Annotated in this window: 28 protein-coding genes, 2 pseudogenes and 1 riboswitch; of the genes and pseudogenes, 23 read left to right on the forward strand and 7 right to left on the reverse strand. The window is 68.5% G+C overall.

Annotated elements, in window-relative coordinates; genetic code table 11:
- The first annotated feature begins 14 nt into the window (after positions 1–14).
- The 4 genes from ACWC1K_RS34975 (at position 15) to ACWC1K_RS34990 (ending at position 1,961) form a co-directional block, all read left to right on the forward strand.
- Positions 15–449: a hypothetical protein gene (locus ACWC1K_RS34975; RefSeq protein ID WP_450836948.1), complete on the forward strand. Its 435-nt coding sequence runs from the start codon at positions 15–17 to the stop codon at positions 447–449.
- Positions 450–455: 6 nt separating this feature from the next.
- Complete coding sequence (locus tag ACWC1K_RS34980) at positions 456–614, forward strand: hypothetical protein (protein ID WP_450836949.1); 159 nt, start codon at positions 456–458, stop codon at positions 612–614.
- 14 nt (positions 615–628) lie between these two features.
- The gene (locus tag ACWC1K_RS34985) at positions 629–1,216 is read left to right on the forward strand and encodes a hypothetical protein (protein WP_450836950.1); all 588 of its coding nucleotides are present in this window, start codon (positions 629–631) and stop codon (positions 1,214–1,216) included.
- Between the two features lie 136 nt (positions 1,217–1,352).
- Positions 1,353–1,961 carry a Uma2 family endonuclease gene (locus tag ACWC1K_RS34990; RefSeq protein ID WP_450836951.1) on the forward strand — a complete coding sequence of 203 codons (609 nt, stop codon included), beginning with the start codon at positions 1,353–1,355 and terminating at the stop codon, positions 1,959–1,961.
- 48 nt (positions 1,962–2,009) lie between these two features.
- On the opposite strand, the pseudogene ACWC1K_RS34995 reads toward ACWC1K_RS34990, so the two are convergent.
- Positions 2,010–2,135 (reverse strand): annotated as a pseudogene (locus ACWC1K_RS34995) (GNAT family N-acetyltransferase); the annotation flags it as partial.
- A 722-nt stretch (positions 2,136–2,857) separates the two neighbouring features.
- On the opposite strand from ACWC1K_RS34995, the gene ACWC1K_RS35000 reads away from it, so the two are divergent.
- The 3 genes from ACWC1K_RS35000 to ACWC1K_RS35010 all read left to right on the forward strand — a co-directional run bounded on the left by ACWC1K_RS35000 (position 2,858) and on the right by ACWC1K_RS35010 (position 5,176).
- Positions 2,858–3,529: a hypothetical protein gene (locus tag ACWC1K_RS35000; RefSeq protein ID WP_450836952.1), complete on the forward strand. Its 672-nt coding sequence runs from the start codon at positions 2,858–2,860 to the stop codon at positions 3,527–3,529.
- Positions 3,530–3,719: 190 nt separating this feature from the next.
- Entirely contained in the window at positions 3,720–4,199 is a 480-nt protein-coding gene (locus ACWC1K_RS35005) for a hypothetical protein (protein ID WP_450836953.1), read from the forward strand.
- An 815-nt stretch (positions 4,200–5,014) separates the two neighbouring features.
- Positions 5,015–5,176 carry a hypothetical protein gene (locus ACWC1K_RS35010; protein ID WP_450836954.1) on the forward strand — a complete coding sequence of 54 codons (162 nt, stop codon included), beginning with the start codon at positions 5,015–5,017 and terminating at the stop codon, positions 5,174–5,176.
- A gap of 5 nt (positions 5,177–5,181) precedes the next feature.
- Here ACWC1K_RS35010 and ACWC1K_RS35015 read toward each other — a convergent pair whose 3' ends face one another.
- Positions 5,182–5,373, reverse strand: coding sequence for a DUF397 domain-containing protein (locus tag ACWC1K_RS35015; protein WP_450836955.1), 192 nt, complete (start codon positions 5,371–5,373; stop codon positions 5,182–5,184).
- An 8-nt stretch (positions 5,374–5,381) separates the two neighbouring features.
- The gene (locus ACWC1K_RS35020) at positions 5,382–6,233 is read right to left on the reverse strand and encodes a helix-turn-helix domain-containing protein (RefSeq protein WP_450836956.1); all 852 of its coding nucleotides are present in this window, start codon (positions 6,231–6,233) and stop codon (positions 5,382–5,384) included.
- Positions 6,234–6,468: 235 nt separating this feature from the next.
- Between ACWC1K_RS35020 and ACWC1K_RS35025 the strand changes: the two genes are divergently transcribed.
- Positions 6,469–6,885, forward strand: coding sequence for an ATP-binding protein (locus ACWC1K_RS35025; protein WP_450836957.1), 417 nt, complete (start codon positions 6,469–6,471; stop codon positions 6,883–6,885).
- Positions 6,886–6,929: 44 nt separating this feature from the next.
- Here the strand turns inward: ACWC1K_RS35025 and ACWC1K_RS35030 are convergent, their stop codons facing one another.
- Complete coding sequence (locus tag ACWC1K_RS35030) at positions 6,930–7,373, reverse strand: hypothetical protein (protein ID WP_450836958.1); 444 nt, start codon at positions 7,371–7,373, stop codon at positions 6,930–6,932.
- A 198-nt stretch (positions 7,374–7,571) separates the two neighbouring features.
- Between ACWC1K_RS35030 and ACWC1K_RS35035 the strand changes: the two genes are divergently transcribed.
- The 6 genes from ACWC1K_RS35035 (at position 7,572) to ACWC1K_RS35060 (ending at position 11,968) form a co-directional block, all read left to right on the forward strand.
- Entirely contained in the window at positions 7,572–7,913 is a 342-nt protein-coding gene (locus tag ACWC1K_RS35035) for a hypothetical protein (RefSeq protein WP_450836959.1), read from the forward strand.
- 272 nt (positions 7,914–8,185) lie between these two features.
- Positions 8,186–9,013, forward strand: a complete 828-nt coding sequence (locus ACWC1K_RS35040) for a glycoside hydrolase domain-containing protein (RefSeq protein WP_450836960.1) — start codon at positions 8,186–8,188, stop codon at positions 9,011–9,013.
- A 24-nt stretch (positions 9,014–9,037) separates the two neighbouring features.
- Positions 9,038–9,370, forward strand: a complete 333-nt coding sequence (locus ACWC1K_RS35045) for a hypothetical protein (protein ID WP_450836961.1) — start codon at positions 9,038–9,040, stop codon at positions 9,368–9,370.
- A 31-nt stretch (positions 9,371–9,401) separates the two neighbouring features.
- A complete protein-coding gene (locus ACWC1K_RS35050) occupies positions 9,402–10,028 on the forward strand; it encodes a hypothetical protein (protein WP_450836962.1) in 627 nt (208 codons plus the stop codon).
- 170 nt (positions 10,029–10,198) lie between these two features.
- Complete coding sequence (locus ACWC1K_RS35055) at positions 10,199–10,843, forward strand: SurA N-terminal domain-containing protein (protein ID WP_450836963.1); 645 nt, start codon at positions 10,199–10,201, stop codon at positions 10,841–10,843.
- Between the two features lie 99 nt (positions 10,844–10,942).
- Positions 10,943–11,968: a nucleoside triphosphate pyrophosphohydrolase gene (locus ACWC1K_RS35060; RefSeq protein ID WP_450836964.1), complete on the forward strand. Its 1,026-nt coding sequence runs from the start codon at positions 10,943–10,945 to the stop codon at positions 11,966–11,968.
- On the opposite strand, the gene ACWC1K_RS35065 is transcribed toward ACWC1K_RS35060, so the two are convergent.
- Positions 11,933–13,171: a cytochrome P450 family protein gene (locus ACWC1K_RS35065; protein WP_450836965.1), complete on the reverse strand. Its 1,239-nt coding sequence runs from the start codon at positions 13,169–13,171 to the stop codon at positions 11,933–11,935. The genes ACWC1K_RS35060 and ACWC1K_RS35065 overlap by 36 nt on opposite strands.
- Before the next feature lie 218 nt (positions 13,172–13,389).
- Between ACWC1K_RS35065 and ACWC1K_RS35070 the strand changes: the two genes are divergently transcribed.
- From ACWC1K_RS35070 to ACWC1K_RS35110, 9 genes and pseudogenes are all read left to right on the forward strand, one after another.
- Positions 13,390–14,358 carry a transglycosylase family protein gene (locus ACWC1K_RS35070; RefSeq protein ID WP_450836966.1) on the forward strand — a complete coding sequence of 323 codons (969 nt, stop codon included), beginning with the start codon at positions 13,390–13,392 and terminating at the stop codon, positions 14,356–14,358.
- Positions 14,359–14,553: 195 nt separating this feature from the next.
- Positions 14,554–14,722: riboswitch (cyclic di-AMP (ydaO/yuaA leader) on the forward strand.
- A 4-nt stretch (positions 14,723–14,726) separates the two neighbouring features.
- A complete protein-coding gene (locus tag ACWC1K_RS35075; protein ID WP_450836967.1) occupies positions 14,727–15,404 on the forward strand; it encodes a transglycosylase family protein in 678 nt (225 codons plus the stop codon).
- 213 nt (positions 15,405–15,617) lie between these two features.
- Positions 15,618–16,904: a phosphopyruvate hydratase gene (eno, locus tag ACWC1K_RS35080; protein WP_450836968.1), complete on the forward strand. Its 1,287-nt coding sequence runs from the start codon at positions 15,618–15,620 to the stop codon at positions 16,902–16,904.
- Between the two features lie 147 nt (positions 16,905–17,051).
- Positions 17,052–17,528 carry an FtsB family cell division protein gene (locus ACWC1K_RS35085; protein WP_450836969.1) on the forward strand — a complete coding sequence of 159 codons (477 nt, stop codon included), beginning with the start codon at positions 17,052–17,054 and terminating at the stop codon, positions 17,526–17,528.
- A gap of 25 nt (positions 17,529–17,553) precedes the next feature.
- Positions 17,554–17,955, forward strand: a pseudogene (locus ACWC1K_RS35090) (DUF501 domain-containing protein); the annotation flags it as partial.
- Positions 17,956–18,162: 207 nt separating this feature from the next.
- Positions 18,163–19,149, forward strand: coding sequence for a Ppx/GppA phosphatase family protein (locus tag ACWC1K_RS35095; RefSeq protein ID WP_450837032.1), 987 nt, complete (start codon positions 18,163–18,165; stop codon positions 19,147–19,149).
- Positions 19,150–19,312: 163 nt separating this feature from the next.
- Positions 19,313–19,957 carry a hypothetical protein gene (locus ACWC1K_RS35100; RefSeq protein ID WP_450836970.1) on the forward strand — a complete coding sequence of 215 codons (645 nt, stop codon included), beginning with the start codon at positions 19,313–19,315 and terminating at the stop codon, positions 19,955–19,957.
- Positions 19,958–20,480: 523 nt separating this feature from the next.
- Positions 20,481–21,863 (forward strand): NAD(P)/FAD-dependent oxidoreductase, encoded by a 1,383-nt coding sequence (locus ACWC1K_RS35105; RefSeq protein ID WP_450836971.1) that lies wholly within the window; start codon positions 20,481–20,483, stop codon positions 21,861–21,863.
- Positions 21,864–22,124: 261 nt separating this feature from the next.
- Positions 22,125–23,420, forward strand: a complete 1,296-nt coding sequence (locus ACWC1K_RS35110; protein ID WP_450836972.1) for a class I SAM-dependent methyltransferase — start codon at positions 22,125–22,127, stop codon at positions 23,418–23,420.
- A gap of 60 nt (positions 23,421–23,480) precedes the next feature.
- Here ACWC1K_RS35110 and ACWC1K_RS35115 read toward each other — a convergent pair whose 3' ends face one another.
- Positions 23,481–26,009 (reverse strand): ABC transporter permease, encoded by a 2,529-nt coding sequence (locus ACWC1K_RS35115; protein WP_450836973.1) that lies wholly within the window; start codon positions 26,007–26,009, stop codon positions 23,481–23,483.
- Positions 26,009–26,782, reverse strand: coding sequence for an ABC transporter ATP-binding protein (locus tag ACWC1K_RS35120; RefSeq protein ID WP_450836974.1), 774 nt, complete (start codon positions 26,780–26,782; stop codon positions 26,009–26,011). Before ACWC1K_RS35120 ends, ACWC1K_RS35115 begins: the two co-directional genes overlap by 1 nt.
- Positions 26,783–26,927: the final 145 nt, after the last annotated feature.

The following is a 26,927-nucleotide window of genomic DNA, read 5'->3' on the forward strand; positions in this document are numbered from 1 at the left end:
GAGAGGGGTTTGGTGTGGGTGACGTCGCTGAAGCGGTCCGATGCGCAGCGCGGCTCGATCGCGATGATCGCGTGAAGGTTGGTGGACTGCTCCTGGTGCGATACTGCAGCTTCCTTCAAGACCATAGGTTCTCCCCCTGGTTCGAGAGGGAGCGGGAAGTTCTGGCTCTAGTGGTTCAGGCCGGTGCGGATTTCCCGCGTGATGGTGTTGACACAGTCGATCTCTCAGGGCTCAAGACTTTGGTCCGTGAGGTTCTCGAGGACAGCGATCCCGATGGGCCGCCATTCGCTGCGGAGATTTTTGATCACTTGGTGTTCGCCGACGAGGTATTGGATTTCCTCGGCTCGCCAGACGAACTCAACTTCCTGACCCGCGCCTTTGAGCGTGCCGAGGCACTTGCCGAAGGTCATGAGGAAATGGGACGCGACGATTGGCCGACCGGAGACTAGGAGCCTGTGGAATTCGCCCAGCTTGAAGCAGAGGCGCGTGGTCTGGATGCGCAGGGCGACCTCGCACACTCTGTTGCCCTGCCCAGGAGCGAGCGCTTCGCCAGGCTGTATTGCGATTTCGTTGCGGGTTACTACACGGATGAGGACGCGGGCATTCAGGCTTGACGAGTGCTCCTCGTGTGTCTGATCAGCGCTTCGGGAATTTGAGGTGCTGTGGGCGCCCGCCAGGCGACGGGGAAGACCCCTTCTGGGGCTTCCTGAAAATTCTAGAGCTGCCCGGCGAAATGGAGTTGTTCATGTGTCAAGTGATCCCATGGGGTGGATTGGATTCGGCCCGTTTCGGGGAAAATAGAGAGACTCTGCGTGAGCGATTCGGTGAATTCAATTCGTTCGTCCGTGCCCCGGGTACTCCGCCTATCGACCACTACGTCGAGGTGGGGTCGCTGCTCAGCTTCGATACATCGGACCGGTTGGTGTTCATCGAGGCAACCGACAGGGCGGAGCTGACGTTTGCCGGCGTCAGACTGTCCGGACGCCCCTTCGGCAAGGTCTTGGCAGACCTTTCGCGCAACGGCGTAGACGTCGAAATCGATGACTCCGGAGGCGTCCTCGACGGGACTGGAATTGCTCTCTATACACCAGCGCCGGACGAGCCTGACATCGAAGTTGAGGGAGTCGCGATCTTCAGCTTGGCTGACGCGGCCTCAGATACTTCGGCGACGTCAGTGGAGCCGCTGGATGCCGCTGACGAAGACACACTGTTTTGATGTGCGGACGGCTCTCGGCTGCTCCGGCCACGTCGGCCGCTTCGGCCGGGTGAGCGGGGTGATCCGCGTCCCTGCGCCGCCCGTAGATGCCCGCATCGGCCGATGGTCGCCGTCATACTGGAAGGCGGGAGGACCCATGACTCAGCAGACCCTGTACCGGCGGCTGCGGGACCGCCGTGCGCGCATGACTCCGCCGCCGGGCTTTGCCTGGCCTGAGATCAGTGACGGACAGCTCGTGATGATGATGAGCCCGCGGCCTCGCCACCAGTTCACGGCGAAGCTGGTTTCCCGGCAGCTCGACGCACAGCTCCCGGAGGGCTATTTCGCATTCGAGGCGACCGATACGGACGACGAGGCCCTCGGCAAGCTGCGCGTCCCGGACATGCTTGTGTGCACCGGCGAGGCCATGCAGACCGACGACCCTCTCGACCCACGTGAGATCGTCCTCGCCATCGAGATCGTGTCCCCCTCGAACCCTGAGAACGACTACGAGAACAAGACCCGGGACTACCCGGCCATGGGTATCGCCCACTACCTGATCATCGACCCCCGCGACGGGACCTGGACGTACCAATGGGGCATCGGCCGCACCGGGGGCCGACCCGCCTACGAGAACCGGCTGCACCTCCCGTACGGCAACCCTGTCACCGTCACCACCGACCTGGGCACCTGGACGATCGACACCACCGACCTGCCCCGCTACAGCGCGAAGGACATGGGGCTCGCTCCCGAGGGAACGGGGTGAACCGAAGGGAGGGGCGAGCTGCAGGTGCCGTAGGAAGGCGCCCTCGCTTCACCCCAGCCGCTTCGTAAGTGTGTACTCCGTGACCCCCGGCGGATAGTCGGGGATCACGCACACCACGTCGTACCCCCGTCTCCTGTAGAAGTCCGGCGCTTGGAAGTCCCACGTCTCCACGGCCTCCATGGCCGACGGCAACTGGCACCACGTCGGTGCTGTCAGCAGCCGGCAACTCCCCGACCCTCGCACACCTCCTCGACCACGTCGCCGGGCGGCGTGATGGCCTCGTACAGTTACAACCGGGTCGGCGACGTCACCTCGGTCACCGACGGCGCGGGCAACAGCACAGGCGCCCGACACGCCCGTCGCACAGGAGCGGAACGTCTCCGGATTCCGTTGGAACCGGGAAGGTATGCAGTCCGGGTGCACCTGATCGACTGGAAGGCCGAGCCCGGTTCTCTTGGTGCGGATGGAAAGGCGACGAATGACGCTCTGGGAGACTTCGTCATCGAAATCTGCCGAGAGCCTCCTGAGATGGTCCGTCGATTTCGACAGAGTCTCGAGACGTTCACGAGGTAAGGGCTGATAGATACGTGGCTGGAACGGCGTCCATCCTGTGCTTTGAAAGTCTGAGGTCCTGTGTGTGGGGGCGCGATCACGGTATGCCTTCGGCCTCCTTTCGCGCTGTGTCGATGCATGGACTGCTCATCTGTTGTCGCTGGTCGTACTCGCCGCACTGATAGCCGTGGATGTGAGTCTGGCCAGGAGTTCATAGGCGTTCATGGTCGTCAGCGTGGAGGACGACGCGGGTTCATTGGTGATAGCTCTGCACGTACGACCGTCAGCGGGCCGGGGCGTGAGAGGCGAAGCGCGGAGTATCGATGAGCGGGAGAGGGAGGTCAGTGGACTGGCGTTTCGACGAGGCGTTGGCGGCGGAGATCCGGAGGATGGACCGGGCCCGGCGGCACCAGGCCGTGTTCTTCGCGCTGCGCCGACTGCAGGCGCCTCTGTCGGACATGGAGATGCCGGCGGAGTGGGGAGTCGACCCAGCGGTGGTCGAGGCTCTTCTCCGTCAGGGTGCGGCTCGGCTGGACGGTGAGCCCAACGACGGCTTCCAGCAAGCCCTCGACCGGCTGAGCCAGGCGCCGCTGTTCGAGTCCGAGGTCGATCCGGAACTCGTCGAGAACTTCCAGCTGGAGGCCATCAGCGGTTGGATGCTGGTGGACGAGGCCCTGGGCGAGATGAGCGAGGACCAGGCCGACACCATCATCGTCCGCGCCCGGGAACTGGCCGACTACCTCGATGGGTGCGTGAATGACACGCTGACAGTGGTGGCAGGGGAGGAAGACCGTGACCGCTACCTGGCGAACGTCGCCGACACCCTCCGCGCTTATGGTCTGGGCTATTTCGCCACCAAGAACCTTGAAGTCGAGGGCCAGTGCCACGAGGCGATCCTGGCTGCTGCGGACGGCGCCGACCTACTGGCCTCCGAGACGGGACGCGAACTGTTGGCCCTCTGCGACGACTACAGTCGCGAGCTGGTGTCTGCGCTCAGAGCGTTCCCCCGTGACTGAAGTCCCAGCGGAGCGCCGACGACAGCCATGGGATTGATGCTAGTCCGTAAGGCTGAGCCAATGGGGGCAGAACAGTCTTTCACGCAGGGACGTGCTCAACATGGTGCAGATCTCTGAATAACCCTAAATCTCCTGCCCTTGGGATTCTCCAAGATCGCCGCGGGAAGCAGTCCGTCCAGATGATGGATGCATGACGGATGGCACGTGCCAGGATCGCCGCATGGGAGTTATCTATGGCTACTTTGCTGCTGCTGACGATGACGACGCGGTCCGCGCCGTGGTGCGTGAGGACGATGAACCAGCCGCGACGGGTTATGACGGGTTCGACGTCAACGGTATGGATCCGACCGTCGACCTGCTGCCGGTGGAGGAGATCCTTTCGGGCCGGTCGGCCAAGGCCATCCAGGCGGACCCACGCCATGGCCATCTGCTCGCGACCGCCGATGAGGGGCAGTTGTTGTGTCTGTCGCTGACGGATGCCCTGCGCGACGCGCTCGCCGCTGCTGATCGCGGTTCCCTGCATGACGTTGCCCGGGCATGGGCCGCATCGGAGGTGTTCCCCACGCCGCCGGATCCGGACGGCCTCGGTGGGTTCCTTGAGCAGGCTGTCGACCTGGCGAGCCGGGCGGTTGAGCGAGGGCACCGCCTCTACTGCTGGATCTGTGTCTGACGGGCTCCTACAGCTTTTGTCCTGCCCGCTCGGGCCCTGGGTGGGGGTGTAGCCAGTAGGCGTCGAGATCGCTGTTGTCGATCAGGGCGCGGAGTTTGAGGAGGTCCCCGGCGCTGGCAAATCCCCAGCGGGCGTCCGTGATGTCGGGGCGGTCGCCGATCAGGTGGCTGGCATGCTCCTTCGACGGCGCCGGTGGCGATCGGCCAGCCGTGCGCGAGGGCGGTGTCGTGGCGGAACTGGTCGAGGCGGCTGGTCAGAAAGCGGCAGCAGACCTCGACCGCCTCCCTTCTGCCGTTTCCAGACGAGCCGGGTCCGCTGGACCCTCATCTCCTTCGCGGCGCGGGCGGCTTGGCCCGTGAGCATCGTGGTCGTTGGGTGGTGACCCAGGCGTCGGCCTCGGCGGTGCAGGGTTGTGAAAAGTGTGCGCCGCGGCTCACACGTACGTCGCTGACATGCACGAAGTCGAGGGGCGCGTGGATCGTGACACCCCGTCGCTCGGCCTCGGCCTGATCGAAGGCGTCCGCAACGACCTTTTCGGGAGGATGGATGGGAGGAAGTGGTGCACTGCTTCCACTCAGCCGTCGGGCCCGGGCCCGACGCGCGGGCGGTGCTGCGGCCGCCGGGTGTGTGACACTCGGCGCGGAAGTGTCACGCTTTCGTGCCGAAAGAACCCCACCAGGCAGCTGGTAAGACGAGCTGGGCCGCCGAGGACTCGGAGCGGGCGGTTCAGGTCTGGATGTACTTGGCCGGCAAGGCCGGTTGGGGAGTCAGTCGGGTTGAGGGCGAGGCCGTGGACCTTGATGCGGGAGAGCGCGGTGGTCGTGGATGTCGAGGGGCTGCGTTACGTAGTGCGCCAAGGGCGCAGACTGCGGCGCGTTCTTTTCGGCGATGCTGGCGGAAAGGTGACGCAGCGGCCGAACTTCGGCTTCGCCGCATGGGCCGAGCCGGTGCTTGCTCCGGACAGCGTGATTCCGTAGGGCTTTTACCCGGCGCTCGACTTGAGGGCTGTGAGGAAGGTGCTGAAGGCCCCGGTGGGGAAGGTGAGGGTGCCGTAGGCCGGGTTCTTGGAGTCGCGTATCGCTACTTGGGTGCGGTTGTTGGCGATCTCCACGCAGGAGTCGCCGTCGCCGGCACCGGAGTGAGATGACTTGCGCCAGTTGTCGAGGGTGTCCATGGGGTGCCTCACAGCTCTTTGGCCAGCCTGTGGATGACGTCACGTGACCGCTCCGGATCAAGTGACACCGTTTCCACTCTACGAAAGAGCGTTCGGAACACGGTGAGTTGGGCCTCGGAATCGATGAGGGCCGCACCGTGGGGCCCGTCACGTACCACCGTGTCCAGCTTGGGTACGGCTCCGCCTGCCAGCATCATCGCGGCCCAGGACCCGCCGAAGCCGTCGAGGTCGAAGGGGATGACGCGCACGGTGATGTTGTCCGCTGCGGAGACCTCGAGAAGGGCGGCGAGCTGGGCGCGTGAGGCTGCGCGGTCGCCGACCCGGATGCGTAGCGCTGCTTCGTGGATGACCGCTTCGTACGGTGTGGGGGCGGGGCCTTCGAGGACCACTTTGCGTTGCATCCGGTGTTGGATGCGCAACTCCAGCTCGTCGTGCGGGAGTTCAGGAACCCTGTAGGCGTAGACAGCGCGGGCGTAGTCCTCTGTCTGGAGCGGGCCAGGGATGTAGAGGAACTGGATCTCCCGCAGGGAAGTGGCGTGGTACTCCAACTCTGCGAGGTCGAGGAACGGGGTGGGCAGCAGGCCCTGGTACTCCTCCCACCAGCCCCGCGTCCTGTCCGTCGCCATCGCCACCAGGGCGTCGACGAGCGCCTCGTCTGTGCAGGCGTAGTGGGCCGCAAGTCGCCGTAGGCGCTTCTCGCTCACCCCGCTGGACCCGTACTCGATCTGGCTGATCTGAACGGAACTCACCCCGAGCAGGGTGGCCGCCTCGCGGGCGCTCAGGCCTGCTGCGTCACGGAGTCTGCGCAGTTCGACTGCAAGTCGCTTCTGACGTGCCGTTGGCTCGCGCCTCGTCGACATGGTGCTCCTTGGTTCAACCTGCCTGTGAGCGCCGCTCGTTCGGTGGTCAGGTTACGCGATCGACTTGCGAAACCGTAAATTTCAGGTCTACCGTCGGTGACGCGACGCACACGCTGCGGATTCACCGGACCCCGGAAGCGCACCGCTCCGTCCTGCCATGACGGATGCGGCACTGCCACCGCCCGCCATCACCCGCCGCCCTCCGAAACCCCCACCACCGAACCGGAGCTGACGCATGCCCGAAACCGAGATCCAGGAGCCGTGGGAGTACACGCTTTACATCCCCAACGACCCCCGCGCCGTCACCGTCTGCCGCCGCACCCTCCGCTTGATCCTGACCCTGCACGGCCTGATCCGCCTCGTCGACACCGCCGAGCTGCTGGTCGCCGAGTTGGTCTCGAACGCCGTACGCCACACCAAGGGGCCGGCCGCCCTACGTGTCCGCTGGTCGGCCGGCGTGCTGCGGCTCGGTGCCTGGGACGCCGACCCGGAGCCGCCCGAACCGCCGAAGGCGTGGGAACAGCTCGTCGAGTCGGAGGACGGCCGGGGTCTGGCGTTGGTGCGGGCCTGTGCCGATCAGTGGGGCTGGCAGCCGCTGGCCAGGCGCGGTAATCGGGGCAAGTACGTATGGTGCGAGCTCGCCGCTGCCTGAAGGGCAGACGTCACCTCACCGGCCGCCCCGCCCCCGGCAACCCCTCAACGCGTCACCCCCAACCCCGCCACGAACCGCGGTCCGTCCCCCCGGTGCTGCACCGGAAACGTCACCTTGAGACCCCCCGCCTGCCCGGCCACCGACAAGTGCGTGACGTACTGCAACCCCAGGAAGGCCTTCTTCGAGCCGCCCGCCGACACGTACGCGCGCGGCAGGTTCAGCAGCAGCTCGCCCGGTCTGCCGCCGCGGTTGCCGTCGAAGAAGAGGAGGCGCTGGTCGGTCATGGCTATGTAGAGCGGGCGGGGTGTGACCGTGGCCATGACCGTGCCCGCGCTGAGTATGCCGACCGCGGCCGCGGTGAGCGCCTGCCTGCGGACCGAGACCGAGCCGACAGCCGCGAGGGAGGTGAACTCCACCTGCTCGTCCTGGAGCAGCAAGGGGGCCGCGGCCTCCAGCAGTTGGCGGGTGCGACGGGCGTTGAGGGCCATGAAGGGCTCCGAGGTGTGAAGGAGAAAGGTGGAAGGAAACTGCGTGTGATCACACGCGAGTAGAGGGCGGGAGGGCACGGAGATTCGGTGAACGGCAGCCGGCCGAGCATAGGACAACGGTCAAGCATGTCCTCGTTTTGACCAGCCTGACCTGCGCATTCCCCGGCGGCCACACTGTCATGGAACTCGTCATGGGCCATGAACCGTCTGGAGACCGAGCAGGAGACCCTGCGACCGAGGAGTCCCGGCGCGAGAACTCTGGGCTCCCGCTGTGAGCGCCTCCCGGCCGGGCTGTCGCGCAAGCTGCCCGCCGGCGAGCACTGCCCCGAGCCCGCCGTCACCTCGGCGCTGCCCGCGACCCCCGTCTACTTCTCGGACGGCCGGGACGGGGTCCTGCTGGACGCCGCCGTCACCGCCTTCGGCGACGATCCGCAGACCAGCACAGGGGAGTGGGCGGCCATGGCGGGCTTCCTGTGGGGCACCACCGTGCTGCTCGCCTGGCCCGTCGTACGGATTCTGCGACGTACCCGGCGCACCTGAGGCCGACGGTGCCGCGGCCGGGAAGGTTCCTTTCTTTACCGTGGCATGAGGGAATCTTGTGGTGATCGGGAACTTCTGTTTCCCGTGTGAAGGGGCGCCGCCGGTTATGGTGCGATCCGCTTCAGGCGCCGCGCGACGCATCCACGTCGAACCGCCGCGCCGTTCCAGGGGGCTCAGACATATTTTCGGCGGGCATACGGCGTCGGGCAGCGATGCCGCGTGCCCGCCCAAGGTCGTCGCACGCGCGCGTGCGCACGAATGATGGGGTGGGAATGGCCGAACACAAGCAGTCGAGGAAGCGCCGATACGTCACGTGGGCCGTGGCCGGCGCCGCCGTCGTCGCGGGGGCCGGGATCGCCGCGCAGGCCTCGATGGCCGCCACCACCTTTCCCGCGCAGAAGACGTACACCGGCCGCGCCTTCGACGCCTGCACCGCGCCCTCGCTGAGCGCCATGAAGGCCTGGCACACCGGTTTCTACGGCGCCGCGGCCGTCTACGTCGGCGGCAAGAACCGCGGCTGCAACCAGCCCAACCTCACCGCCTCCTGGGTCAAGTCGGTCAACACCGTCGGCTGGAAGCTCATCCCGATCTACGTCGGTGCCCAGCCGCCCTGCCAGACCAGCTCCAGCCCGGAGAAGCTGACCGCCTCCACCGCCGCCTCCCTGGGCGCGACGGACGCGGCGGACGCGGTGTCCAAGGCCTCGGCGCTCGGGATGAAGGCCGGCAGCCCGATCTACCTGGACATGGAGCCGTACGACATCACCAACAAGTCGTGCAACGACGCGGTGCTGACGTACGTGCGCTCCTTCGACAAGACCCTGCGGTCCAAGACGTACCGCGCGGGCTTCTACGGCTTCACCAGCTCCAGCGCCAAGGCGATCGCCACCGCGACCGACAAGACGGACCTGCCGGGCAACCTCTGGTACGCGCTGTGGGACAAGCAGAACACCACGACGGCGGACTGGCCGTGGGGGTCCACCCAGTTCACCGACCACAGCCGCGGCCACCAGTACCTGGTCAACAGCAAGGAGACGCGGAACGGTTACACGATCACCGTGGACCGTGACGCGTGGGACGCGCCCGTCGCCATCGTCGGCTGAGAAACGGGAAATGGGGGGCGGGAGATGGAGGGGCTGAAGATGAAGGTCGTCGGCGTGCCTGTGCTGCGCTCGGTCGCGGTGCGGGCCGGGTTCGCGGTGCTGCCCGTGGTCAGCCTCGGGCTGCTGTGCCCCGTACCGTCCCTCGTGCTCGCCCTGCGGCGGCGTCGCCGCGCCGACTGGTGGGCCTTCGCGGCGTTCAGCGCAGTTCTGGTGGCCTGGGTCACCGAGCTGGGGCTGACCCCGGACGACACCCACGGGGTACTGTTCGCGTCCGACCTGCTGCTGATCCTGCTGTCGATGGTGGTTGCCTCGGTGCACGCCTGGACGGTGTGGCCCCGGCGGGCCGAGGCGCGCTGAGGTCGACGCGAAGCACGAGAGTGAGCAGGCAGTGAGCAAGCAGGTCAGACAGGTCACACGGGCGCGCCCGGCGTCGGTGGAGCGGGCCGGGCGGCTCGCCGGCGTGGGGCGGGCGGCCGTTGCATGGCTGCGTGCGCTGCGCGGGCGCACCGTCGCGCTGGCGGCGGGTGCGCTTGTCGCCGTGGGCGCGCTGGTCGTGGCCGGAGTGGTCCTCTTCGGGCACGACGACAGTCGGCCACCGATCCCCGACACGCGCGCGCGTGCGTACACGGAGGTCGACGCCTGCCTGCTCACGGGCGAGAAGGGCATCACCACCGGGACCGCCGCCGAGGTCTGGCAGGGCATGCAGGACGCCTCCCTCAAGACGCACGCGCGCGTGAGCTACGCGCCGGTGACCGGCGAACAGAGCAGCGGCAACGCCCGCCCGTTCCTCAACGGCTTGCTCCAGCGTTCCTGCGACGTCGTCCTCGCGGTCGGCAAGCCCGAGGTGGGCGCCGCGGCCCAGACCGCATCGCAGTACAAGAAGGTCGGCTTCGTCCTCGTCGGTGGCGGCCACAGCACGTCGTCCGGATCGAACGTCACCGCCGTCCGCACCGGCGACGGCCTGCGCGCCGACGTGGCCGACGCTGTGGAACGGGCGGTGCACGGGCGGAGCTGAGGCGACGGAGGGTCGGGGGACCAAGCCTCACGCACCCCCTCCCGCGCGTGCCGGTGCCCGAAGTCCCGGTGAATCGTTGGTCGAATGGGTTGGCCACAGCCGACCCACTGCCTACCATCGATCACCGCAAGACTTTGTGCACCGTCGCACAATCTCCTCGGGAGGCTCCCTTGCACCGCCGTCGCACCGCGCTCGTCCTCACCGCCGCGATCGCCGCCGCGGCCCCCCTCCTGACCGCCTGCGGAAGCGATGCGCACCCCGGTGCGGCAGCCGTCGTCGGCGGTCAGCGGATCACCGTGGCGCAGTTGGAGACCAGGGTGAACGAGGTGCGCGCGGCGCAGCGGGCGGCCGTGAAGGACGACGCGCAGTACAAGCAGGCTGTCTCGCAGACCGCGGGACTCACCCGCGACACCCTGCACGGGATGGTCATCGACCGGGTGCTGCACCGCGCCGCCCAGGACGCGGGCGTGAGCGTCACGCCCAAGGAGGTCCAGCAGATGCGCACCGGCCTTGAGCAGCAGGTCGGCGGCTCCAAGGCCCTGCAGACGGCCTGGCTCCAGCAGTACGGTGTCGCCCCGCAGCGCCTCGACGAGAACCTGCGCCTCCAGCTGGAGGCCCAGAAGCTGGCCCAGTCCCTCGGCGCCGACACCAGCAAGCCGGCCTTCTGGAACGCCCTGTCCAAGGCGTCCAAGGAACTCCACGTCGACCTGAACCCGCGCTACGGCACCTGGGACGTCCAGAAGAGCAGCCGCGTCGACGCGAAGACCCCGTGGGTGCGCGAGGTCACGGCGACCGGGACGCAGCAGACGGCGTAACGGCCCTCCGGGGCCGCCGCCCTGTGGACAGCGGCCCAGCCGACCACAGCCCTGTGGACAACTTCCGGCGCGGTCGGCGGCGTGCGTTACGTTCGGATCGTGAACGCAACCAGCTCCGACGCAACCAGCTCCGGACAGGCCCCCGGCCGTATCGTCCTGCTCACCACCAGCCACCGCGTCGCGCCCGGCCTGCTGTCCTGGCCCGCCTGGCAGGCCCTGCACGCCGCCGACCGCGTGCTGTGCTCGGACGGCGCCCACCCGCAGCTGCCGTATCTGCGGGAGGCGGGCATCCGGGTCGACGAGGCCGCCCCCACCGCCGAGGAACTGGTCGACGCGTGCGCGGGCGGCCGTACGGTCGTGGTGGTCGCGACCGGCGAGGGCGAGCCGGCCCTCAGCGACGGGCTGGCCCGGCTGGCAGGCTCCGGACGGATACAGATGCCGGAGCTGGAGCTGCTCCCCGCCTCCTACGACCTCCCCGGCGCCCGCCTCCTGGACCTCGTCCAGGTCATGGACCGCATCCGCGCCGAGTGCCCTTGGTCGTCCCAGCAGACCCACAAGGGCCTGGCGAAGTACGGCATCGAGGAGGCGTACGAACTCGTCGAGGCGATCGAGGAGGGCGACCGCGACGAACTGCGCGAGGAGCTGGGCGACGTCCTGCTCCAGGTGGTCTTCCACGCCCGGATAGCCGAGGAGGACCCGGACGCCCCCTTCTCCGTCGACGATGTGGCCGCCGGCATCGTCACCAAGCTCATCCACCGCCACCCGCACGTCTTCGGCGACGAGACCGCCGCCACGCCCGAGGAGGTCAAGGAGCACTGGCTGCGCACCAAGGCGGTCGAGAAGCAGCGCACCTCGGTGACGGAGGGCATACCGCTGGGCCAGCCGGGCCTGGCCCTCTCGGCGAAGCTGGCTTCGCGGGTGCGGACGGCGGGCCTGGACGTGCCGCTGCCCCAAGCGGAGGGCGTCGGTTACGAGTTGCTCGCGCTGGCGGTGCGCGCCGAGGCGGCGGGCGTGGACCCGGAGGCCGCGCTGCGGGCGGCCGCCCGGGCCTACCGGGACGCGATCAAGGAGACGGAGGGCCGCGGCCGGTCAGGCGGCGGTGAACCGCACGGGCAGGTCTCGTAGCCCGCGCATGATGAGCCCGCCCCGCCAGCGCAGCTCGGCGGGGTCGGCGGCGAGCTCCAGATCGGGCAGGCGGCGCAGCAGCGTCTCCAGGGCCGTGCGGCCTTCGAGCCGGGCCAGCGGGGCGCCCAGACAGTAGTGGATGCCGTGGCCGTATCCGAGGTGCTGGTTGTCCCGGCGGGAGAGATCGAGCGTGTCGGGCTCGGGGAAGCGGGCCGGGTCGCGGTCCGCCGCGGCCAGGACGACCAGGACCGGGTCACCGGTGGCGATGTGCTGCCCGCCGATGGTCAGCGGCTCCGTGGCGAAGCGCCAGGTGGCCAGTTCCACGGGACCGTCGTAGCGGAGCAGCTCCTCTATACCGGTGTCGAGCAGTGCGCTCTCACCGCGCCCGATCGACTCCTGGAGCCGCTGCCGCTGCCCGGGATTGCGCAACAGCGCGTAGGTGCCGTTGCCGATCAGGTTGATGGTGGTCTCGAAGCCGGCGAAGAGAAGCACGAAGCACATCGCGGCGGCCTCGTTCTCCGTGAGGTGCTCGCCGTGGTCGGAGGCGCGGATGAGACCCGAGATCAGGTCCTCGCCGAGGTCGCCGCGCTTGCGGTGGATGAGTTCGGCGAGATAGCCGCGGATCTTCTTCACGGAGCGGGCGACACCGCCGCGCGGACCGCCGCCGTGCCGGATCATCATCCCCGCCCAGTCGCGGAAGTCGTCCTGGTCCTCACGCGGGACGCCGAGCAGATCGCAGATCGCGTAGATGGGGAGGGGGAAGGCGAAGTCGTGGATCAGATCGGCCTCGCCGTGCGGCGCGAACCGGTCGATGAGGTCGTCCGTCAACTCCTGCACCCGCGGCGCGAATTCGGCCACCCGGCGCGGGGTGAACGCCTTGGAGACGAGACGGCGCAGCCGGGTGTGGTCCGGGGGGTCGATATTGAGCAGATGCGTCATGAGGTTGGCGCTGCGCTCACCCGGGATACCGGTCCGGCTCTTGCCCTGCGCGTCCTCGGCGTGGTGCTCGGGGTTCTTCGAGAGCCGCCCGTCCGCGAGCGCCTGACGTGCGTCGGCGTAGCGGGTCACCAGCCATGCCTCGACCCCGCTGGGAAGTTTCGTCCAGTGGACGGGGGAGTGCTCGCGCAGCCAGGCGTAGGCCGGATACGGGTCGCCGGCGAATTCCCAGGTGAAGAGTTCGGGTGCGGTGTTCGGGACGTTCACAGGACGACCGTATCCGCAGCGCGCCGGCGGATGCGCCGCCGCTGCGAACCGGTCAAACGTGACGCGCGTTCAAGTCTGTGATCTTCACGTGATCTACGCGGCATTAACTTGTGACAAGTGATCGGCAGCCGCTACGTTCACGGTCCAGCGCGGTGGCATCGAACGCCTGTCGGTGTCATGCGCCGCGCGGTCACTGCTGTCTTGTGAAAGGCCTCCGCATGCTCTCCGGGAACGGTCGACACCGTCGCCCCCGTCAGGCTCCGGCAATCCTCGTCGCGGCCGGGGTGACCGGCTCCGCCATCGCGATCCCGCTCTTCGCCGCCGGCGGCGCGAGCGCCGCGGACGGCACCACCTGGGACAAGGTGGCGCAGTGCGAGACGGGCGGCTCCTGGAGCGAGAACGGCGGCAACGGGTTCTACGGCGGGCTCAAGTTGACCCAGGAGAACTGGGAGAAGTACGGCGGCCTCGACTACGCCCCCCGGGCCGACCTCGCCAGCCGTAACCAGCAGATAGCCGTCGCCGAGAAGCTCCTGGACGACCAGGGCGTCGGCGCCTTCCACACCTGCGGGCTGACCTCCGGGCTCACCAAGGACGCGGGTTCGGCCGACATCGACACCGGTGTGCTGGGCGGCGGTTCCGGTTCGTCCGATTCCTCCGGAGGGTCGGACTCGACCGGTCTCTCCAACTCCTCGGGCAGCGCTTCCGATAGGTCCTCTTCGTCGGATTCGTCCTCCAGCGCCTCCCCTTCGACCTCCGCGAGCGCGACGGACAACTCCACCGAATCCGGTACATCCGCCTCGCCTTCCACCTCTGCGTCCAAGAAGGCCACGGGCAACTCGCAGGGTGCCGACAGCTCGGCGACAGACGGGGCGAAGGGTGACGACTCGGACAATCCCGAGCCCCCGGCGTCCACTTGGACCCTCGTCGACACCGGCACGACCGGCACCGGCCGCCACCGCGGCGCCAGCGCCGAGGAGACGGCAGGCAAGGCCGCCGACTCGACCAAGGCCGACGGCGGCACGCACGACACGTACACCGTCCACGCCGGCGACACCCTCGCCTCGATCGCCGACTCCCTTCACCTGGACGGCGGGTGGCGTGCGCTCTACGCCGAGAACAAGAAGGCCATCGGTACCGACCCGAACCACATCTTCGCCGGTCAGACCCTGAAACTCAGTGCCGAATAGGGCGAAAAACAACGGGAGTTCACGTCACACTTCGCCACTGAATGTCCGGTTTGGTGAAAGTGTGGGATGAGTCTCAGAAGCCCTGATCGTCTTTGAAATTCGGCGGAACGCGTGTCTACCGTCGTCACCGCTCGTCAACACGAGCCCCGGCTGCCGCAACGCCGAATCCTGCCAGCGGCGGTACGGGAACAGTCGTCGCGTAAAGCGCCGTAGGCAGGAGCGGGGGACCCAAGGTAGGTGCCTGCCCGGGCAGTTGACGGGCGGCTAGGGGTGTAGCCGTGTCTCGTGAGAGCGAGAGCACGGCCGGGCAACTCAACCGGCCCGAACCCGACAGCTCACCTCGCAGGCGTCGGTGAGGGGATCGAACCATGCTGTTTTCCGGCAAGGGCAAGCACCGCCGTCCGTCCAAGGCCACCCGCGTCGCCGCGCTCGCCGGCGTCACTGGTGTCGCCATCGCCGCTCCGCTGATGGCGGCCGGCAACGCCTCCGCCGCCACCGCCTCCGAGTGGGACAAGGTCGCCCAGTGCGAGTCCGGCGGCAACTGGTCCATCAACACCGGGAACGGCTACTACGGCGGCCTGCAGTTCTCCGCCTCCACCTGGGCCGCGTACGGCGGCACCGCCTACGCCCCGCAGGCCAACCAGGCCAGCAAGGCGCAGCAGATAGCCGTCGCCGAGAAGGTCCTCGCCTCCCAGGGCAAGGGCGCCTGGCCGGTCTGCGGCACGGGCCTGTCCGGTGCCGCCTACAACGGCAGCGCCCCCTCCACCGGCGCCCGCTCCAGCGACTCGCAGGCCGCCTCCCGCTCCGCCGAGCGCCCGGCCGCGAAGACCGAGAGCACGAAGACCCAGAAGACCGTCACCACCCCGACCGGCAAGAAGGTCAAGAAGGGCGACGGCGAGTACAAGGTCGTCAAGGGCGACACCCTCAGCTCGATCGCCGAGAAGCACGGCGTCAAGGGCGGCTGGCAGAAGCTGTTCAAGCTGAACAAGGACATCGTCTCCGACGCCAACCTCATCTACCCGGGCCAGCAGCTGCACCTCAAGTGACGGCCTCGCGGTCTCCCCGCTCCGGTGCGTGTTCCCCCGTACGCACCGGGGCGGGGTTCTTTTTGCGCCCTCTCTTTGTTCCGTTCGGAAACAATTTACTCTCGGTTCTGCCCAAGAGGTGGTCGGCAGCGTGGCCGATCGGCCTCAGGCGGTTAGGCTCATCCCGCAGAGCCACCGCGCTACTGCCGTAGCCGTGTCACATCCAAGAAGGAGATGCTCGTGCCGTCCATCGACGTCGTCGTAGCCCGGGAAATCCTGGACTCCCGAGGCAACCCCACGGTCGAGGTCGAGGTCGGCCTCGACGACGGCAGCACGGGTCGTGCCGCCGTCCCGTCCGGCGCCTCCACGGGCGCCTTCGAGGCCATCGAGCTCCGCGACGGTGACCCCAACCGCTACCAGGGCAAGGGCGTCGAGAAGGCCGTCCTCGCCGTCATCGAGCAGATCGGCCCCGAGCTGGTCGGCTACGACGCCACCGAGCAGCGCCTGATCGACCAGGCCATGTTCGACCTGGACGCCACCGACAACAAGGGCTCCCTCGGCGCCAACGCCATCCTCGGCGTCTCCCTCGCCGTCGCCCACGCCGCCTCCGAGGCCAGCGACCTGCCGCTCTTCCGCTACCTGGGCGGCCCGAACGCGCACCTGCTGCCGGTGCCGATGATGAACATCCTGAACGGCGGCTCGCACGCCGACTCCAACGTGGACATCCAGGAGTTCATGATCGCCCCGATCGGCGCGGAGTCCTTCTCCGAGGCCCTGCGCTGGGGCGCCGAGGTCTACCACACCCTCAAGAAGGTGCTGAAGACCAAGGGCCTGTCCACCGGCCTCGGCGACGAGGGCGGCTTCGCCCCGAACCTGGAGTCCAACCGCGCCGCGCTCGACCTCATCATCGAGGCCATCAAGCAGGCCGGCTACGTCCCCGGCGAGCAGATCGCGCTCGCGCTCGACGTCGCCGCCTCCGAGTTCTACAAGGACGGCACGTACGAGTTCGAGGGCAAGTCCCGCTCGGCCGCCGAGATGACCGAGTACTACGAGGAGCTCGTGGCGGCCTACCCGCTCGTCTCCATCGAGGACCCGCTGTTCGAGGACGACTGGGCCGGCTGGAAGGTCATCACCGACAAGCTGGGCGACAAGGTCCAGATCGTCGGCGACGACCTGTTCGTCACCAACCCGGAGCGCCTGGCCCGCGGCATCGAGGAGGGCATCGCCAACGCCCTGCTCGTCAAGGTGAACCAGATCGGCTCGCTGACCGAGACCCTGGACGCCGTCGAGATGGCCCAGCGCAACGGCTTCAAGTGCATGATGTCCCACCGCTCCGGCGAGACCGAGGACGTCACCATCGCCGACCTCGCCGTCGCGGTGAACTGCGGCCAGATCAAGACCGGCGCCCCGGCCCGCTCGGACCGCGTCGCCAAGTACAACCAGCTGCTGCGCATCGAGGAGATCCTCGACGACGCCGCGGAGTACGCGGGCCGCAGCGCGTTCCCGCGCTTCAAGGGCTGAGCCTTCCCGCACGTCCGCTCCGCGGACAATCGGGCACAGCAAGGGCTGAGCCTTCCTGGGCTAAGCCTTAGCCAGTCGTACGTACGTCCCCGTACCGGTCCCGTACCGTGTGCGGGGACGTACGCACGTGTGACGGGAGGCGGCGACATGGCCGTGAAGGACCGGGACCGGTTCTCCACCGCGACCAGGATCAGGCTGCTCGGTGAGCAGACGGCGGCCCGGGTCTACCGCTCCCAGACCAAGCGGCAGGCCCGCCGGTCTCGGCTGACCGGCCGGGCGGCGCTGCTGGCCCTGGTGCTGTGCTCGATGGTGGTGGCCCTGGCGTACCCCATAAGGCAGTACGTCTCCCAGCGCTCCCAGATCGCCGATCTCCAGCGGCAGAGGGAGCAGGCCAGGGCGCGGGTCGAGCAGCTGCGCGACCTGAAGGCCCGCTGGCAGGACGACGAGTACGCCGAGCAGCAGATCCGGCTGCGGCTGCACTATGTGCTGCCCGGGGAGACGAGTTACGTCGTGATCGACCCCAGCGTGGCCAAGCAGTCGCGCTTCGAGCAGGGCGCGGGCAACCGCCCCTGGTACACGAACGTCTGGGACGGGGTCGACAAGTCCGACGCCTCCGCCCAGTGAACCGACAGAGGAATTCAGTACAGGCATGGATACGCCCCCGCCGCCCACCCCGCGCACCGAGCCCACCGACGCCGATGTCGAGGCCTTCAAGCAGCAGCTCGGGCGGCCGCCGCGCGGGCTGCGGGCCATCGCGCACCGCTGCCCCTGCGGCCAGCCGGACGTCGTGGAGACGGCCCCCCGCCTGCCGGACGGCACGCCCTTCCCGACGACGTACTACCTGACGTGCCCCCGTGCCGCCTCGGCGATCGGCACGCTGGAGGCGAACGGCGTCATGAAGGAGATGACCGAGCGGCTGGCGACCGACCCGGAGCTGGCCGCCGCCTACCGCGCCGCGCACGAGGACTACCTCGCGCGCCGTGACGCCATCGAGGTCCTGGAGGGCTTCCCCAGCGCGGGCGGCATGCCCGACCGGGTGAAGTGCCTGCACGTGCTGGTGGGCCACTCGCTGGCCGCGGGCCCCGGCGTCAACCCGCTGGGCGACGAGGCGATCGCGATGCTGCCGGAGTGGTGGCTGAAGGGCCCGTGCGTGCAGCCGCTCGAAGCCCCGGACCCGGCGGACGAACTCCCCGGCGAGGCGCAGGGCGAGGTCACTGACCCCACCGCGATCCGCAGCGGCTTCTTCGCGTCCAAGCCGATGGTTCCCGAGGGATTCAGGCGGGTCGCCGCCGTCGACTGCGGTACGAACTCCATCCGCCTGCTCGTCGCCGACGTGAACCCTGTCACCGGTGAGCTGCTGGAACTCGACCGGCGCATGACGATCGTGCGGCTCGGACAGGACGTGGACCGGACCGGGCGGCTGGCCCCCGAGGCGCTGGAGCGGACGTTCGCGGCGTGCCGCGACTACGCGGAGGTGATCCGTGAACTGGGCGCCGACAAGGTGCGGTTCGTGGCCACGTCGGCCTCCCGGGACGCCTCGAACCGCGACGAGTTCGTACGGGGCGTCGTGGACATCCTGGGCGTCGAGCCCGAGGTCATCTCCGGCGAGCAGGAGGCCGAGTTCTCCTTCACCGGGGCGACCAAGGAACTGAAGGGGCGTGACGACCTCGACCGTCCCTACCTGGTGGTCGACATCGGCGGCGGCTCGACCGAGTTCGTCGTGGGCGACGACCATGTGCGCGCGGCGCGCTCCGTCGACGTCGGGTGCGTGCGGATGACCGAGCGGCACCTCGTCCGGGACGGCGCGGTCACCGACCCGCCCGCCGGGGAGCAGATCGCCGCCATGCGGGCCGACATCGAGCGGGCCCTGGACCTCGCCGAGGAGACGGTCCCGCTGCGCGAGGCGCGCACGCTGGTCGGGCTCGCGGGGTCGGTCACGACCGTGTCGGCGATCGCTCAGGAACTGCCCGAGTACGACTCGGAGCGCATCCACCACTCCCGTATCTCCCGCGACAAGGTCCGCGAGATCACCGACTGGCTGCTGCACTCCACCCACGCCGAGCGCGCGGCCGTCCCCTCCATGCATCCGGGGCGTGTCGACGTGATCGGCGCCGGGGCCCTCGTACTGCTCTCGATCATGGAGCGGATCGGCGCCGAGGAGGTCGTGGTCAGCGAGCACGACATCCTCGACGGGATCGCCTTCAAGGTGGCGGAAGACATCCATGCAGGCGAGAAGAGCAATTGACCTGACTCTATGAGGGCTGGGGCTGCACTGACAGCGCCGGGGTCGGGGGCTTGTCGGCGAACCGTCCCCGGTCCTCTCATTCGGTGGGTTATGTTCGAGACCGCCGATCCAAGGGGGTGTCGCCGAGTTGAGGCGATATGGAGAACCGCGATTCCTGCGGAGCGTGGACTACAGCGTTGAGGTGGCCGGAGGAGAGGGTGTTTCGGGTGCGCGTTTCATCGTGAGTGCCACAGATTTGTTTCCGCATCGCCGCGATATGGATCAAATCCGCGCATCCGCTGCACTGAATGTCCCTCGGGGGCTCACCTGGAGCGAGTCCGGCGGGGGAGTGGACCTGCGTACCACCCCCGCCAGGTACGACCTGCTGGGGGAGTACGCCGCGCTCTGCGAGGAGTCATGGTCAGGAGCCGACCGGCAGTCCCTTGCGCACTGGGATTTCCTGAGGGACTTCCTCATTCGCGAGCGTCAGCTCGTGGTGCCCGAATTTGGGTCTCCTCCGCATTCATGGGCGGATCTGCGTAATATTGCGACGTCCGGCATTGCAACCATTGCCGCATTCGGTAATGGTGGAGGAATCCCGACGATGTTGCTCGTGTGGGCGGGCGGCACTGTTGTCGTGCGCTTTCTGGATCCTATTGCGGTTGAGGCGGGCAAGGCTACGGCCGAGGGCATCGGCCAGCTGATTCGGCGTGCCTTCAACCTGCCTTCGGCTCCTTCACTCGGGGTCGGCGAGGAGACGGTCCAATCGGCGCTTCAGGCTGCGCCGGAGAGGGAGGTGCCTCAGGAGGGTGGTTCTCCTGAGGCCTGAGCGCGCCTCCGGGAAGCTCCCTGGGTGTCGAGCGGTCGGTGGCGTAGGTCTCGTTTACTACCGACCAGTAGCCCTCTGGTGAGCAGGTCCGATAACGTATGAGCGCCCCCGAGGGGGTGCGGTAGGGGCGTGGAAGGGCTTCCTGGGACCCCTCAGGGAGTGGCCGGAGGGGCCTCGCCGAGAAAGTTCGTGAAGTTCTTCACAAGGAATTCCGCCCTGTGGAAGCACGAAAAGGGCCCAGTTGGGCCTTCCGGGGGTCCGACAGGCCCTTGAACGTGTTCAGAAGGGGTAGGGGAGGCCGTCCAGGAGGGCGCTCACGAAGGGGCGTTACGGAGGGCTCACGGCACCTCGGATGACGCAGAGAGGCAGCTCACGCGGCATTGACAACGGGACGTACCGCCCCGCGCGGTCCTCGCCGTGACCTGCCCCGCGCGAGCAAGTCGCGGAGGATAACACACCCCCTGCAAGAGCTTGTGAAGGGGCGCACGAGCGACCCCCCTGGGGCAGGTGGATACTCGATGGCATGAGCACCACGGAGCGTCCCAGGATCCTCGTAGTAGGCGGTGGGTACGTAGGCCTGTACGCAGCTCGGCGCATCCTCAAGAAGATGCGCTACGGAGAGGCGACCGTCACGGTCGTCGACCCCCGGTCGTACATGACCTACCAGCCCTTCCTCCCCGAAGCCGCCGCCGGCAACATCTCCCCGCGCCACGTCGTCGTCCCGCTGCGACGCGTGCTGCCGAAGGCGGAGGTTCTCACCGGCCGGGTCACCAGCATCGACCAGGACCGCAAGGTCGCCACCGTCGCGCCGCTGGTCGGCGAGGCGTACGAGCTGCCCTTCGACTACCTGGTGATCGCGCTCGGCGCGGTCTCCCGCACCTTCCCGATCCCCGGCCTCGCCGAGCAGGGCATCGGCATGAAGGGCATCGAGGAGGCCATCGGCCTGCGCAACCACGTCCTCGAGCAGCTCGACAAGGCCGACTCCACGACCGACGAGGAGATCCGCCGCAAGGCGCTCACCTTCGTCTTCGTCGGCGGTGGCTTCGCCGGCGCCGAGACCATCGGTGAGGTCGAGGACCTGGCCCGCGACGCGGCCAAGTACTACAAGAACGTGTCCCGCGAGGACATGCGCTTCATCCTCGTCGACGCCGCCGACAAGATCCTTCCCGAGGTCGGCCCCAAGCTGGGCGCCTACGGCAAGGAGCACCTGGAGAGCCGCGGCGTGGAGATCTACCTCTCCACCTCGATGGACTCCTGCGTCGACGGCCACGTCGTGCTGAAGAACGGCCTCGAGGTCGACTCCAACACCATCGTCTGGACCGCCGGCGTCAAGCCGAACCCGGTCCTGTCCCGCTACGGCCTGCCGCTCGGCCCCCGCGGTCACGTCGACTGCGCCCCGACCCTCCAGGTCCAGGGCACCGACTACATCTGGGCCGCCGGCGACAACGCCCAGGTCCCGGACCTCGTCGGCCGCAAGGCGGGCAACGAGAACGCCTGGTGCCCGCCGAACGCCCAGCACGCGCTGCGTCAGGCCAAGGTCCTCGGCGACAACGTGATCTCCGGTATGCGGGGCTTCCCGCAGAAGGACTACAGCCACGGCAACAAGGGCGCCGTCGCGGGTCTCGGCCTGCACAAGGGCGTCGCGATGATCGTCATGGGCAAGATGAAGATCAAGCTCAAGGGCCGTCTCGCCTGGTACATGCACCGCGGCTACCACGGTCTGGCCATGCCGACCTGGAACCGCAAGGTGCGGGTCTTCGCCGACTGGACCCTCGGCATGTTCCTCAAGCGCGAGGTCGTCTCCCTCGGTGCGATGGAGCATCCTCGGGAGGAGTTCTACGAGGCCGCGAAGCCGGCTCCGGTCGCTGCCGCGCCCAAGGAGAAGACCGAGGCCAAGGCCTCCTGACCGGTTCCGGTCGCTGAACGATTCGAAGGGCCCCCTGCCATCCGTGGTGCAGGGGGCCCTTCGGCGTTCCTGGGGGCGGCGCCCCCAGACCCCCCTTCGGCCTGAACGGCCTCGTCCTCAATCGCCGGACGGGCTGGAAGACACACGCCCGACGGGCTGAAAATGCGCAGCTGTAACGCGCACGGGGGACTGCGCAGCCACCCCGTTTTGTTTATACGTGGTGTTGGACGTTCCGGGAGTGCTGTCACGGAGGTGTGCGCCATGGCTGACGCCGCGCAGCGGCTGAAGAGCCTCGTCGAGCAGTTGCTGGGGGTCCCGCTTCCGGTGCGCATCCGCGCCTGGGACGGTTCGCAGGCAGGGCCGCCGGGCGCACCGGCGCTGGTCGTGCGGAACCGGCGGGCGGTACGACGGCTGCTGTTCAAGCCGGGGGAACTCGGGCTCGCCCGCGCCTGGGTCGCCGGGGACCTGGACATCGAGGGGGATCTCTACGCCGCCCTCGATCGGATGTCGGAGCTCGTGTGGGAGCGCGGGGAGGACGCCAGAAGCCTGCTGCAGATGGTCCGCGACCCCGAGGTGCGCGCCGCCGCCCGCGGCCTGGTGAAGGTCGCCGGGCTTCCGCTGCCGCCCGCCCCACCCCGCGAGGAGGTCCGCAGAGCCCGCACCCATCTGCACACCAAACGCAGCGACCGGCGCGCCATCAGCCACCACTACGACGTCGGCAACGACTTCTACGAAATCGTCCTCGGCCCGTCGATGGTCTACTCGTGCGCCTACTGGCCCGCCCCCGACGCCACCCTCGAAGAGGCCCAGCGCGACAAGCTCGAACTCATCTGCCGCAAGCTGGATCTGACCGCCGGTCAGCGGCTGCTCGACGTCGGCTGCGGCTGGGGCTCCCTGGCCATCCACGCCGCCCGCGAGCACGGCGTGAACGTCGTCGGCATCACGCTGTCGCAGGAGCAGGCCGCGTACGCCCGCAAGCGCGTCGCGGACCAGGGGCTGACCGACCGGGTGGAGATCCGGGTGCAGGACTACCGGGACGTCCCCGACGGGCCCTACGACGCCATCGCCTCCGTCGGCATGGCCGAACACGTCGGCAAGGAACGGTACTTGGAGTACGCCGAGGACCTGTACCGCCTCCTGAAGCCCGGCGGACGGCTGCTCAACCACCAGATCGCGCGACGGCCCCAGCGCGACGAATCGTCGTACAGGCTCGACGAGTTCATCGACGCCTATGTCTTCCCGGACGGTGAACTCGCCCCCCTCGGCAGCACCGTCGGGCAGCTGGAGCGCGCCGGGTTCGAGGTGCGTGACGTGGAGGCGATCCGCGAGCACTACGGGCTCACCCTGCGCCGCTGGGTGGCCAACCTGGAGGCCGACTGGGCCCGGGCGATGCGGCTGGCCGGGCCCGGCCGCGCCCGTGTCTGGCGGCTGTACATGGCCGCTTGCGCCCTTGCCTTCGAGCGCAACCGCATCGGTGTCAACCAGGTGCTGGCCGTGCGGGCACCTGAGGGCGGGGAGTCCGGGATGCCGTTGCGCGCCCGCACCTGGGGGGCGTGAGTCCCGTACGGACGAAGGGGCCCCGTTCGGCGAGCGAACGGGGCCCCGAGTGTCGTACCGCTACTCCGACTTGATCGCCGTCAGCATGTTCAGGCGTGCCGCCCGGCGGGCCGGCCACAGGGCCGCCAGGACACCGACCGTCGCCGCCAGCAGCAGGAAGACGGCCATCCGCGCCCAGGGCAGGACCAGTTCGTACGTCGCCATCTTCGTGCCGAGGAGTTCGCCGGCCGCCCAGCCGAAGAACACGCCCAGGCCGATGCCCAGCACCCCGCCGAAGAGCGAGATGACGAGGGACTCCAGACGGACCATCCGCTTGATGCCCTTGCGGTCCAGGCCGATCGCGCGGAGCATGCCGATCTCCTGCGAGCGCTCGAAGACCGACATGGCCAGGGTGTTGATGACCCCGAGGACCGCGACGATCACCGCCATGGCGAGCAGGCCGTAGAGCATGTTCAGCACGAGGGTGAACGTCTGCGCGATGTCGTTCGACAGGTCCTGTTTGCTCTGGACCTTGATGGCCGGGTTGGTGCCGAGGGCCTTCTCCAGCTTGTCCTTGGTCGCGTCCGAGGCGCCGCCCGCCGTCTTGACCAGGACCCGCATGTCGCCGGGGTCGGTCATGTGCGGGGTGACGACGTTCTTGTCGAGCAGGATGCCCCGGATCAGGTCGTTGCCCTCGTAGACGCCGGAGACCGTCAGGCGGGAGGACCTGCCGTCCTCGTAGTGCGCGGTGAAGGACGAACCCGCCTTCCAGCCGTGGGACTTGGCGGTGTCCTCGTCCACGACGGTCTGCGTGCCGCCCACCTTGAAGGTGCCGCCCGTGACCTTGAGGTCCGTCAGCCGGGCGATCGCCGGGCCGTTCACGCCGGTGAGGGACTCGCCCGTGCCGTCGACGCGCGAATAGACGTTGCGCAGGGGGCTGGTGGCGGTCACCCCGTCGGTGGTGTCCAGCTTCTTGTCGACGTCCGGGGAGAGCTCGTTGCCGTTCGCCATGGAGACGACGTAGTCGGCCTTGATGGCGGACGAGGCCATCTTGTCGATCGACTTCTGCAGGCTGCCCGCCATCACCGTCATACCGGTGATGAGGGTGAGCCCGATCATCAGCGCGGAGGCGGTGGCGGCCGTACGGCGCGGGTTGCGCACCGAGTTCTGGCGGGCCAGCTTGCCCGAGACGCCGAAGACGCGAAGGACCGGTGCCGCGGCCGCGATCAGCGGGCGGGACAGCAACGGCGTGAGGATGAAGACGCCGATGATGAGCAGGACCGCGCCGAGGCCCATCGGGGCCTGGCCGTCCGAGCCGTCCATCGTCGTGGCCGCCAGGACGGTCGCGACGCCCGCGGCGCTGAACAGCGCGCCCAGGGTGTTGCGCAGCACCAGCGACTTGGTGGTCGCCTTGGCGTGCACGCTGCTCATCGCGGCGACCGGCGGGATCTTCGCGGCCCGGCGGCCGGGCAGCCAGGCGGCCAGCATGGTGATGACGACCCCCACCGCGAGGGCGCTCGCGACCGTGCCGGGCGAGACGATCAGCGGACCGTCCGGGACGGTGGCGCCCAGCGTGCTCATCAGGGAGCGCAGTCCGGCGCCGATGCCGATGCCCGCGACCAGTCCGGTGACGCCCGCCACCACACCGACCACGAGGGCCTCGATCAGCACGGACCGGGTGACCTGGCGACGCGAGGCGCCGACGGCACGCAGCAGCGCCAGTTCCTTGGTGCGCTGGGCCACCAGCATGGTGAAGGTGTTGGCGATGATGAACGTGCCGACGAACAGCGCGATACCGGCGAACACCAGCAGGCCCTGCTTCAGCCCGCTCATCGACGCGGAGATCTGCTCGGCCTGGTCGGCGGCGAGCTTCTTGCCGGTGGTGGTCTCGACGAGCTTCGTCCCGAGCGCCTCGTCCAGCCCCGCCTTCAGCGCGGTCTGGGAGGTGCCGGAGGCGGCCTTCACATCGATCTCGTCGTACGTGCCCGGCTTGCCGAACAGCTGCTGCGCGGAGGCGGTGTCGAAGAGGGCGAGGCTGCCGCCGGCGGCGACATTGCCGTCGTCGGTGGTGAAGATGCCCGTGACGGTGGGGGTGAGCACCGGCCCGTCGACCGAGAGCCGCACCTTGTCACCGACCTTGTACCCGGCGCGCTTCGCGGTCTCCGAGTCGATGGCGACCTGGTCCCTGCCGTGCGGTGCGCTGCCGGACTTCAGCGGGTACCGGGCGTCCTTGTCGCCCCAGTAGTTGCCGCCCTGCGACTGGAAACCGCCGCCGATGAGCTTGCCGTCCTTGTCGGCGATGGCGGTGAAGCCGCTCACGACGCCGACCGCGGACGCGGCCCCCGGCACCTTCGTGCTCCTGTCGAGCATGGCCTGGGTCAGCTCGGGCGTCCTGCTGATCGTATTGCCCGTGTCCTCCTGGGACTTGGCCCGCACGGCCACGTCGACCTGGTCGAAGCCCTTGGCCGAACTGTTCTGGTAGGCATCCGAGATGGTGTTGGTGAAGACCAGGGTTCCCGACACGAACGCGACGCCGAGCATCACGGCGAGCACGGTCATCAGCAGCCTGGCCTTGTGCGCGAAGACGTTGCGCAGTGCTGTGCGGAACATCAGCTGGTGCGGCCCTTCGCGTCGAACTGCTTCATGAAGTCGAGCACGTTCTCCGCCGTCGGCTGGAGCATGTGGTCGACGATCCGGCCGTCCGCCAGGAACACCACCCGGTCCGCGTACGCCGCCGCCACCGGGTCGTGGGTCACCATGACCACCGTCTGCCCCAACTCCCGTACGGAGTTGCGCAGGAAGCCCAGTACCTCGGCGCCGGAACGGGAGTCGAGGTTTCCGGTCGGCTCGTCGCCGAAGATGATGTCCGGCCGGGAGGCGAGCGCCCGGGCCACGGCGACGCGCTGCTGCTGGCCGCCGGAGAGCTGGGCCGGACGGTGACCGAGGCGGTCCCGCAGCCCCACCATCTCGATGACCCTCTCCAGCCACTGCCGGTCGGGCTTGCGGCCCGCGATGTCCATCGGGAGGGTGATGTTCTCCAGGGCCGTCAGCGTCGGCAGCAGGTTGAACGCCTGGAAGATGAAGCCGATCTTGTCCCGGCGCAACTTGGTGAGCTGCTTGTCCTTGAGCGAGCCCAGCTCGGTCTCGCCGATGCGTACCGAGCCGGAGGAGAAGGTGTCGAGACCGGCCACACAGTGCATCAGCGTGGACTTGCCCGACCCGGAGGGGCCCATGATCGCGGTGAACTCGGCCTGCCGGAAGTCGACGGAGACCCGGTCGAGGGCGACCACCTGGGTCTCGCCCTGTCCGTAGATCTTCGAGAGATCCGTGGCTCGTGCGGCCACGGTGCTGGTGGACCGGTCGGCGACGGGTGTGGTGGTCACGGGCAGGAACTCCTCGTGGGACGACGTCTTGAAGGGACGTGTTCCATCGTGGTGGCCGGAGACCGCCGTGTAGTCAGCCGCTGTTCCGGTTCCCGGGGGCGACTTCGGAGGGACCCGGATCCGCCGTGTCATACCTGGGGATGAC

This window comes from Streptomyces sp. NPDC001492 (assembly GCF_053597275.1).

What these genes read in the sequence shown, in the direction of transcription:
- ACWC1K_RS34990 (WP_450836951.1), top strand. Translation starts at nt 1,353, where the DNA reads ATGACTCAGCAGACCCTGTACCGGCGGCTGCGGGACCGCCGTGCGCGC.
- ACWC1K_RS35005 (WP_450836953.1), top strand. Translation starts at nt 3,720, where the DNA reads ATGACGGATGGCACGTGCCAGGATCGCCGCATGGGAGTTATCTATGGC.
- ACWC1K_RS35015 (WP_450836955.1), bottom strand. Translation starts at nt 5,373, where the DNA reads ATGGACACCCTCGACAACTGGCGCAAGTCATCTCACTCCGGTGCCGGC.
- ACWC1K_RS35020 (WP_450836956.1), bottom strand. Translation starts at nt 6,233, where the DNA reads ATGTCGACGAGGCGCGAGCCAACGGCACGTCAGAAGCGACTTGCAGTC.
- ACWC1K_RS35025 (WP_450836957.1), top strand. Translation starts at nt 6,469, where the DNA reads ATGCCCGAAACCGAGATCCAGGAGCCGTGGGAGTACACGCTTTACATC.
- ACWC1K_RS35030 (WP_450836958.1), bottom strand. Translation starts at nt 7,373, where the DNA reads ATGGCCCTCAACGCCCGTCGCACCCGCCAACTGCTGGAGGCCGCGGCC.
- ACWC1K_RS35035 (WP_450836959.1), top strand. Translation starts at nt 7,572, where the DNA reads ATGAACCGTCTGGAGACCGAGCAGGAGACCCTGCGACCGAGGAGTCCC.
- ACWC1K_RS35040 (WP_450836960.1), top strand. Translation starts at nt 8,186, where the DNA reads ATGGCCGAACACAAGCAGTCGAGGAAGCGCCGATACGTCACGTGGGCC.
- ACWC1K_RS35045 (WP_450836961.1), top strand. Translation starts at nt 9,038, where the DNA reads ATGGAGGGGCTGAAGATGAAGGTCGTCGGCGTGCCTGTGCTGCGCTCG.
- ACWC1K_RS35070 (WP_450836966.1), top strand. Translation starts at nt 13,390, where the DNA reads ATGCTCTCCGGGAACGGTCGACACCGTCGCCCCCGTCAGGCTCCGGCA.
- ACWC1K_RS35075 (WP_450836967.1), top strand. Translation starts at nt 14,727, where the DNA reads ATGCTGTTTTCCGGCAAGGGCAAGCACCGCCGTCCGTCCAAGGCCACC.
- eno (WP_450836968.1), top strand. Translation starts at nt 15,618, where the DNA reads ATGCTCGTGCCGTCCATCGACGTCGTCGTAGCCCGGGAAATCCTGGAC.
- ACWC1K_RS35085 (WP_450836969.1), top strand. Translation starts at nt 17,052, where the DNA reads ATGGCCGTGAAGGACCGGGACCGGTTCTCCACCGCGACCAGGATCAGG.
- ACWC1K_RS35095 (WP_450837032.1), top strand. Translation starts at nt 18,163, where the DNA reads ATGGTTCCCGAGGGATTCAGGCGGGTCGCCGCCGTCGACTGCGGTACG.
- ACWC1K_RS35105 (WP_450836971.1), top strand. Translation starts at nt 20,481, where the DNA reads ATGAGCACCACGGAGCGTCCCAGGATCCTCGTAGTAGGCGGTGGGTAC.
- ACWC1K_RS35110 (WP_450836972.1), top strand. Translation starts at nt 22,125, where the DNA reads ATGGCTGACGCCGCGCAGCGGCTGAAGAGCCTCGTCGAGCAGTTGCTG.
- ACWC1K_RS35115 (WP_450836973.1), bottom strand. Translation starts at nt 26,009, where the DNA reads ATGTTCCGCACAGCACTGCGCAACGTCTTCGCGCACAAGGCCAGGCTG.